The sequence below is a fragment of the Cyanobacteriota bacterium genome (assembly GCA_025054735.1).
GTDB lineage: Bacteria > Cyanobacteriota > Cyanobacteriia > SKYG9 > SKYG9 > SKYG9.
This window is the reverse complement of the sequence record JANWZG010000166.1, coordinates 1-7929: the sequence shown is the minus strand read 5'-3', so window position 1 is coordinate 7929 and position 7929 is coordinate 1. Positions and strand designations below refer to the sequence as shown.

Below are 7929 nucleotides of genomic sequence, written 5' to 3'. Positions count from 1 at the left end.
ACTAGCAAGGAAGAAACTGCAACTCAACTAACTAGCTCATCAGACTACGGGTCTGAGCAAATTCAAGTCCTAGAAGGGATTGCTCACGTGCGTGCTCGCCCTGGCATGTATATTGGCAGCACGGGGCCACGTGGGTTGCACCATCTGGTATATGAGGTGGTTGACAATTCAGTGGATGAGGCACTAGCGGGTTATTGCCAAACCATTCAGGTGGACTTAAATGCGGATGGTTCTGCCACTATTGTGGACGATGGTCGGGGCATTCCTACAGATATCCACCCCCGCACTGGCAAATCTACCCTAGAAACCGTGCTCACCATTACGGGTGCTGGCGGAAAGTTTGGTGGTGGTGGCTACAAGGTTTCTGGTGGGCTGCACGGTGTAGGGATTACGGTAGTAAATGCCCTATCAGAGTGGTTAGAAGCGACTGTTTGGCGCAACCAACAGGTCTATACCCAGCGCTTCGAGCGAGGAGTTCCTGTCACTGAGGTGATTGCACAGCCTAGCGATCGCACCCAGACAGGTACCTCCATCACCTTTTTGCCCGACAAGACTATTTTCACGGGTGGCATTGAGTTTGACTACCTTACCTTGGCTAGTCGTCTACGAGAACTGGCCTATCTAAACGCTGGGGTGAAAATTACCTTCACCGATCACCGGCTGGATTTGATTAAGCAACCCGAACCCCACAGCGAGACCTACTACTACGAGGGTGGGATCCGTGAATACATCGCTTATATCAATCGGGAAAAGCAAGCTCTTCATGATGACATCATCTACATTCAAGGCGAACGCAACGGCGTGCAAGTCGAAGTCGCCCTCCAGTGGTGTACCGATGCTTACACCGATAACCTACTAGGCTTTGCCAACAACATTCGCACGGCAGATGGCGGCACTCACCTAGAGGGTCTGAAGGCAGTGCTAACCCGTACCATAAACTCTATTGCCCGTAAGCGCAATAAACTCAAAGAAAAGGACTCTAACTTAGCGGGAGAGAATATTCGAGAAGGTCTGACAGGTGTCATTTCTGTCAAGGTTCCTAATCCAGAGTTTGAGGGCCAAACTAAAACCAAGCTAGGGAATACTGAAGTGCGAGGCATTGTTGATTCTCTAGTGGGTGAGGTGTTGTCTGAATACCTAGATTTTCACCCCCATGTTGCTGATGCCATTATTGATAAGGCTATCCAAGCCTTTAATGCGGCTGAAGCGGCGCGTCTAGCACGGGAAAGTGTACGCCGAAAGTCAGTACTAGAGTCTTCAACTCTGCCGGGTAAGTTGGCAGATTGCAGTTCCCGCGATCCAAGTGAGTCAGAAATCTTTATTGTGGAGGGGGATAGTGCTGGTGGTTCGGCCAAGCAAGGGCGCGATCGCCGCTTCCAAGCCATTTTGCCCCTGCGCGGCAAGATCCTCAATATCGAAAAAACTGATGATGCCAAGATCTACAAGAATGCTGAGATTCAAGCCCTGATCACAGCCCTAGGGTTAGGGGTCAAGGGAGAAGAATTTGAAGCCTCACAACTCCGCTATCATCGCATCGTGATTATGACTGATGCCGATGTAGACGGTGCCCACATTCGCACATTGTTGCTGACCTTTTTCTACCGCTATCAGCGGGCCATGGTAGATCAAGGCTACATCTACATTGCTTGTCCACCCCTTTACAAGGTGGAGCGGGGACGCAATCACTACTACTGCTACAGCGATCAAGAACTCCAGCAGGTGATTGCTCAGTTTCCCCCCAATGCTAGTTACACTACCCAACGCTTTAAGGGCTTGGGAGAAATGATGCCTGAGCAACTGTGGGATACAACCATGAACCCCGAAACCCGTACCTTGAAGCGGGTAGAAATTGAGGACGCAGCCGAGGCCGATCGTATTTTTACTATTCTTATGGGCGATCGAGTTGCACCCCGCCGGGAATTCATCGAAACCTATGGTTCCAAGCTAGCCTTGTCTGATCTGGATATTTAGGGGTGTAGAGAGCTGAAGTCCTCACTCCAAGCCTTAGTAGTAGTAAGCCCTAACCCTACTTAGGGATTCTCAACGTTGTGGCTGCAACAACTCAGCAAGGGCAATTGCTTGGGCAGCAGGCATTTGTCCATAGGTGAAAACGTAGGGCACATCAGCCGGTAGCTCCGCTGTCAAATCCTCCAAAATGTAGGGACTGCCGTAAATTACCAGCGCCATCAATGCGTCTGTATCCCGTAGAAACTGAAACCAATCTTGGACTAAGGTTGTCATCCCAGCACTGTTGCGGAAGGGATTACCGCGAATGAACAGTTGCAGCAAGGTTGGCTGCCAAGGCTGGGCATCTGTAGTCAGCACTAGCGGCGGCGTATGGCGATCGACCAATTGCAGACTGTATCCCTGTTGGCGGGGCAACGCAATAGCCGGAGTCCAATGACCTACCTCTTTGCAGTTTAATCCATCATCCACCACAATCAAGTTACGCCGATGATTTGCCCATCGGGATTGCTCTAGACGAGATGGTTCTGGACGGTGCACCTGCATCGAATCCTTAAGAATGGCAGCAACGGGGGTAGGCCAGCAGGGCTGGAGAGTAAGGGGTGAACTATGAAAAGAACTAGCAGGTGTGGTACTGCCAGCAGCCTGCAACTTGGTGGTTACCCGTGCTTTGGCTTGCCAAATTCGTTCTAGGGATGCATGAAGGCGCTCTAGGGGAATGCGCCCGGTCTGGACTGCATGACTGATAGCCTCGATCGCCATAACCGGATCCGCAGGCATAAGCACAATATCAGCCCCAGCCGCAACTGCCAATACAGCAGCCTCGTCGGCACCATAGCGATCGGCGATGGCCCCCATCACTAACGCATCTGTGACAATCAAACCCTGAAATCCTAACTGTTGTCGTAATTTACCTGTAAGAATGGGCGGTGAGAGGGTAGCAGGCCAATCGTGATCCCAAGCTGGAATGAGTAGATGTGCTGTCATCACGGCATCTACACCTGCTGCGATCGCTGACTGAAACGGCGGCAACTCCACCTGAGCTAAGCGTTCAGGGCTGTGGAAAAGCACAGGTAACTCCAAATGGGAGTCGATCGTAGTATCACCATGGCCAGGAAAGTGCTTAGCCGTCGTCAACACCGGATGCTGTCGAGCACCCCGGATAAAGGCTGTGGTCAACAAACTAACTACGTCTGGTGTTTCTCCAAAGGCACGAACATTGATTACTGGATTGGCAGGATTATTGTTGACATCCACCACCGGCGCTAACAACCAATTGAGGCCAATTGCTAACGACTCTTGTGCCGTAATTAATCCCATTTGTTCTGCATAATGGACAGCCTGGTGGGGGTGCCGACGGGCGATCGCCCCCAGTGCCATCGGTGGCGGAAACCAAGTTGCTCCTGAAAACCGTTGCTCTACCCCCTCCTCCACATCTGCACATATCAGTAGCGGCACCGTTGCCCATGATTGCAGTTGTTGAGTTCGTAGCGAAATTTCTGCGGTACTCCCCCCTAGCAAAATCACGCCCCCAACCCCCACCTCTGCCACCCAGTAGTGCAACGTTTCGCCTGAGGCTTCCCACTGGGGATAGCGAATTTGGTGATCAAACAAAAACCCTGACGATCGCACAACTACCAGTTGGGCAACTTGTTGAGCCAATGAGAGTTGATGCCAGTCAGGAAGCACAACAGCAGGAGTAGCACTATTCATTAGCAAACGATACCGACAATCACCCATTCAGTGTACATGAGGGGCTAGTTTACCGTAGCCTTCGGCAGATAGGATGATGTGCTCGTCATGGTAGCTTCTGGTTCTCATAGCTATTCCCCCGTCCCCATTACCCTAGTACTGTGATTTGTCTTTGCTGGAGAATATTGATTGTGCTGATCTGTAATTTGCTAAATTGTAGGAGTGGAATGAAGGTGTATCAAGACTGATTAACGACTGATTAACTAGATATCCCGTTGGTAATTGTAGGAGACAGTATGGCAGCCGAAGATTACAGAGAAGTATTGCAGTACGAGTTGCGTAACTATAATGTGACCCTGCAACTCAACGAATCAAAGGATCAATTAACTGTTGTAATCAATCGTCCTGCGGATAAAGAAGTGAACTACGACGAGTTAGCGGATGCCATTTATGTAAAGTTCCAAACGTGGGAGTCGCCCTACGAAAAGCTCAAGATTATTGGTCGCATTGAAAAACAAACCCGACCAGAATGGCAGCAAGTCTTTGAAAAGCCCAAGAAGAAAGGGTTTTTAGGTGGGCTATTTGGTGGTTAGTGGCTTGCCAGGACGATCGTCTGCCTAGCATAGCCACTGTCACTACAGCCCTGTTTCCCCCTCTTTTTCTTGAACACCCCGGACGATTCGGGACAGTTCACTCTTCTCATCTACAGCAATACGGCTGGGAGAACCCGTAATAATGCGTTCAAATTGACGGAAGGAATCTTTGATTTCTGGCCCGTCTGCACTGATTGTATATTCACGAATGCCCTTGTCGTGCCACGAGCCTCGCATCTTAAAGACATTAATGGCACGGGACATCTCTCCTCGAATTTCTACATATTGCAGCATGATGATGGTATCTGTAATCGTGGAGATGTGAGAATCAGTAATGGAGTGGGATCCCATAAACTGATCAGTAGTGTTGGTGAAGAAGCCAGTGATTTCTTCCTGCTTAGCAAAGCCTGTGACCCCAATAACAAACTGGCGAAATGCATTGTTGCTAACACCGCGAGCAAGGGCGGAAAGGGAGTCGATCGCAATGCGACTAGGCTTAAACTCAGCAATTTCCGATTTGATAATTTGTAGGTGATCTTCCAAACCAGCCGACTCTGGATAAGCACAGATGATTTTCAACAAACCCTTCTGTTCTAAATCTTCAAAGTCAATCCCCCAAGAGTAGGCGTTGCGAGATAACTGGGCGCGAGACTCTTCGTAGGCAAACAGAATGGCCCTTTCTCCCTGGATGCATCCCTCTTGCAAAAACTTGCTGACCAATAGGGTTTTGCCTGTACCTGTAGCACCCGTTGCCAAGATAATTGAATCTTTGAAAAAGCCGCCACCACACATTTTGTCCAAGGTTTCCACTCCTGACTTGACGCGGACATTGGACGATCGCTGAGTTAGGCGCATTGCACCCAGTGGGAAGATATTGATGCCTTGGTTAGTGATGGTGAAGGGATATTCACCTTTCATGTGGGTAGTGCCCCGCAGTTTGAGGATCTCGATCGTGCGGCGGCGACGTTCTCCCTCCAGAACATTGCGCACAATCACCACATTGTCTGATACAAACTCCTCTACCCCAAAGCGGGCAATTTGCCCATATTCCTCGACGCGCTCAGTCGTCATCACCGTGGTAGCGCCCACCTGCTTCAAACGAGCTACTAGGCGAAAAATCTCTCGTCGAACTACAGAGGCGGCATCATACTGTTGAAAGACGGCAGTTACTGAGTCGATCGACACCCGCTTAGCCTTGTACTTACGGATAGCATACTGAATCCGTTCAATCAAGGCTGACAAGTCAAAGTTGCCTACAATATCTTGGCCCTCTGGATCAGGCGACGCATCCAAGATAAATAGCTTGCCGTCATCGATTAGCCCCTGTAAGTCCCAGCCAAAGCTGCGAGCATTCTTAATAATATCCGTTGGCGACTCCTCAAAGGTGACAAAAATACCAGGTTCGTTGAACTGGGTAATGCCTGTGTAGAGAAATTGCACGGCAAAGAGGGTCTTGCCGGTACCGGAGGTGCCGCTAACTAGTGTGGTTCTGCCAGCGGGGAGACCACCATGGCTAATGTCGTCAAAGCCTTCGATTGTTGTGCGGATCTTTTGGACACCTGTGTAATCTGAGTGCTCTATCCCGTGATTATGATTATTGCTAGTCACCATTAGCTCTCTGCCTCATCATCCCGTAGTTCATCATACAGAAGGTCTAGTCCAATCAAGACACGTTCACGATCAGACAAATCACCAATAATCTTACGCACTGGCGGCGGTAATATCTTAGCTAGGGTTGGCGTTGCCAGAATCTTGTCTTCTTCAGCTAGTTGTGGATTCTTGAGCACGTCAATCACCTTCAGAGCATAAACCCCCTGAAATTCTTGCTCTAAGATATCATTCAACGTCTTCAATGCACGTACAGAGTTAGGAGTATTCCCTGCGACATAAAGCTTGAGAATATAGGTTTTTCGAGTTGGATTCATTGTTACAGCGCAGTTAGAACTCACCAAGTTAAGATTCTCTAGGAATTGAACGACGATACATCTCGCACAAGTGGGCAATAATATCAATCAGAGTTAAGCGGTAGTCTAGTAGAACCTCTTCACTTCGTCCCTCTAATTTTAATTGCTTAGAAAATTCATCCATTAGATCCATATGAATCTCCATCAGCCGAGACACCGAGACATCAGCAAAGAAGGCAGTGTTTACTAAGGCATCAATTTTTTGGTTGAGAACGCTATTCGCCTCAGAGAAATAGGTTAATACAATCTCACGATAGGCCTGTTTTAGTTGATTCAGCAATTTGTGCTGTTCGTCAACAGGCAAATGCCGCAAGAAGTTTCGAGGATCCCGTTTATAGTAAACGCCAAGATACCCTAGCCGTTCCTTTAATTTTTCTGCAAGCTGCCGCTGCTGTTGCAACAATGAGTCTTTGACCGGGTTAGGGATGGGGTCGTTGGCAGTTGGGGACAGTTGCAAGAACTGAGCGATCGCGCGGTCGATATAGTCAGCAACCTGATTAAGGTGCGATGTCGATAGTTGTACCATTGCCTCGTGGTAGGGATCGGTAACAGGAGCTTGGGGTTGTTCTGGCACAATCACAACCGTAGGCAAGAAGATTGACTGTTCTCGAAGATACTGGATGACATCGATAGCAGATGGCCCAGCTTCTAAAATCAGGCAATCAACCTGCTGATTTTCCTCCATAAGGAAATGGGAAAAATCTATTACAGATTTAAAGTTAGTAACCGTATAGCGATAGCTTTGTAATGTGTCAACTGTGCGCTGATCTAACAGTTGCTTCAGGGACTGAGACAATGTTTCTGAGTTAGTCAGAATACAAATGGAAATGTGAGGACGCAACGTTCAGCTCGCAGATAGGTTCTCCATTAACCAGCAATCACCAGCAGCTACTAGGCTAGCGTGAAACTCTCAACTCAGCCAATTGGCTGTGTCGAGATTCACAAATAGCCAAGGCCAAAGCGGCGGCATTGCCTAATTAACTTTCATTAATTGTAATTGCTAATTGTAATTTTAATGTCAATGCTGAATAACTAAAATGTCCATCAGACCCAGCAGACTACGCAACTAGTCCAAGCAACTAGTTTAGATAGAAGTTGCACTGCATTTTATAGATAGCGAGTGTGGCGATTGGCAGCATTGCTTAGAGTGTTCGTATTCTGAGAAATCACTTCTTAAGCCCAACTAGCTGAAGTTATCTATGAATTTGAAGGTTAAGTCACGGTGTAAATATTTCTACTGTGCCTATTCGTGGACTAACGTGTGAGATTGGGCTGTACACCAGGGTTACGTTGGAGGAAGTCTGTACAAATGGATGCTCTCCGAATCAAAGAGTTCATCTTACCAGTACCTACATATTTGGCTACAGAGACTTGGTACGGGTTGCTAGCTACCTTTGAACAAGGAGGATGCGATCGAGTTGTCATTACCAATCAGCAGCAACAGCCCCTAGGTATTATTTATCTTGATCAAATCCTGCCCTATCTGTACCAATCGGGGCAACCATCAGCCACTGACAGCACTGATCTTTCAACAGTCCAGGCGATCGTGCAAGCGGAACCTCAACTCCTGCACAGGGTTCTAGTTTTGCCTGCTAACACCTCCCTAGAGCGTGGTTGGGAAATGGTACAAGCAACACCCTACTTAACGGCTGTTGTTGTAGAAGACACCAGTGGCGAGGTACTGGGTATCTTAGACAAAACTCACTTGGTGCAGT

7 protein-coding genes are annotated in these 7929 nt (G+C 48.4%); 3 read left to right on the top strand and 4 right to left on the bottom strand.

Annotation, left to right across the window (positions count from 1 at the left end; genetic code table 11):
• Positions 1-1971, top strand: a 1971-nt coding sequence (gene gyrB, locus NZ772_09605; GenBank protein ID MCS6813809.1) for a DNA topoisomerase (ATP-hydrolyzing) subunit B, incomplete at its 5' end; no start/stop codon positions are given.
• Between the two features lie 69 nt (positions 1972-2040).
• On the opposite strand, the gene NZ772_09600 is transcribed toward gyrB, so the two are convergent.
• Positions 2041-3678 carry a beta-glucosidase gene (locus NZ772_09600; GenBank protein ID MCS6813808.1) on the bottom strand — a complete coding sequence of 546 codons (1638 nt, stop codon included), beginning with the start codon at positions 3676-3678 and terminating at the stop codon, positions 2041-2043.
• Between the two features lie 275 nt (positions 3679-3953).
• Between NZ772_09600 and NZ772_09595 the strand changes: the two genes are divergently transcribed.
• Complete coding sequence (locus tag NZ772_09595; GenBank protein MCS6813807.1) at positions 3954-4250, top strand: hypothetical protein; 297 nt, start codon at positions 3954-3956, stop codon at positions 4248-4250.
• Positions 4251-4292: 42 nt separating this feature from the next.
• On the opposite strand, the gene kaiC is transcribed toward NZ772_09595, so the two are convergent.
• Genes kaiC through NZ772_09580 form a run of 3 tightly spaced genes read right to left on the bottom strand, consistent with a single transcriptional unit; the run spans position 4293 to position 7055 of the window.
• Positions 4293-5861: a circadian clock protein KaiC gene (kaiC, locus tag NZ772_09590; GenBank protein ID MCS6813806.1), complete on the bottom strand. Its 1569-nt coding sequence runs from the start codon at positions 5859-5861 to the stop codon at positions 4293-4295.
• The gene (gene kaiB / locus NZ772_09585) at positions 5861-6175 is read right to left on the bottom strand and encodes a circadian clock protein KaiB (protein ID MCS6813805.1); all 315 of its coding nucleotides are present in this window, start codon (positions 6173-6175) and stop codon (positions 5861-5863) included. The genes kaiC and kaiB overlap by 1 nt, the downstream gene beginning before the upstream one ends.
• Before the next feature lie 28 nt (positions 6176-6203).
• A complete protein-coding gene (locus tag NZ772_09580; GenBank protein MCS6813804.1) occupies positions 6204-7055 on the bottom strand; it encodes a circadian clock protein KaiA in 852 nt (283 codons plus the stop codon).
• Between the two features lie 468 nt (positions 7056-7523).
• On the opposite strand from NZ772_09580, the gene NZ772_09575 reads away from it, so the two are divergent.
• Positions 7524-7929, top strand: a 406-nt coding sequence (locus NZ772_09575; GenBank protein MCS6813803.1) for a hypothetical protein, incomplete at its 3' end; no start/stop codon positions are given.

Coding starts and splice junctions, on each gene's coding strand:
- kaiB (MCS6813805.1), bottom strand. CDS start 6,175: ATGAATCCAACTCGAAAAACCTATATTCTCAAGCTTTATGTCGCAGGG.
- NZ772_09595 (MCS6813807.1), top strand. CDS start 3,954: ATGGCAGCCGAAGATTACAGAGAAGTATTGCAGTACGAGTTGCGTAAC.
- NZ772_09600 (MCS6813808.1), bottom strand. CDS start 3,678: ATGAATAGTGCTACTCCTGCTGTTGTGCTTCCTGACTGGCATCAACTC.
- kaiC (MCS6813806.1), bottom strand. CDS start 5,861: ATGGTGACTAGCAATAATCATAATCACGGGATAGAGCACTCAGATTAC.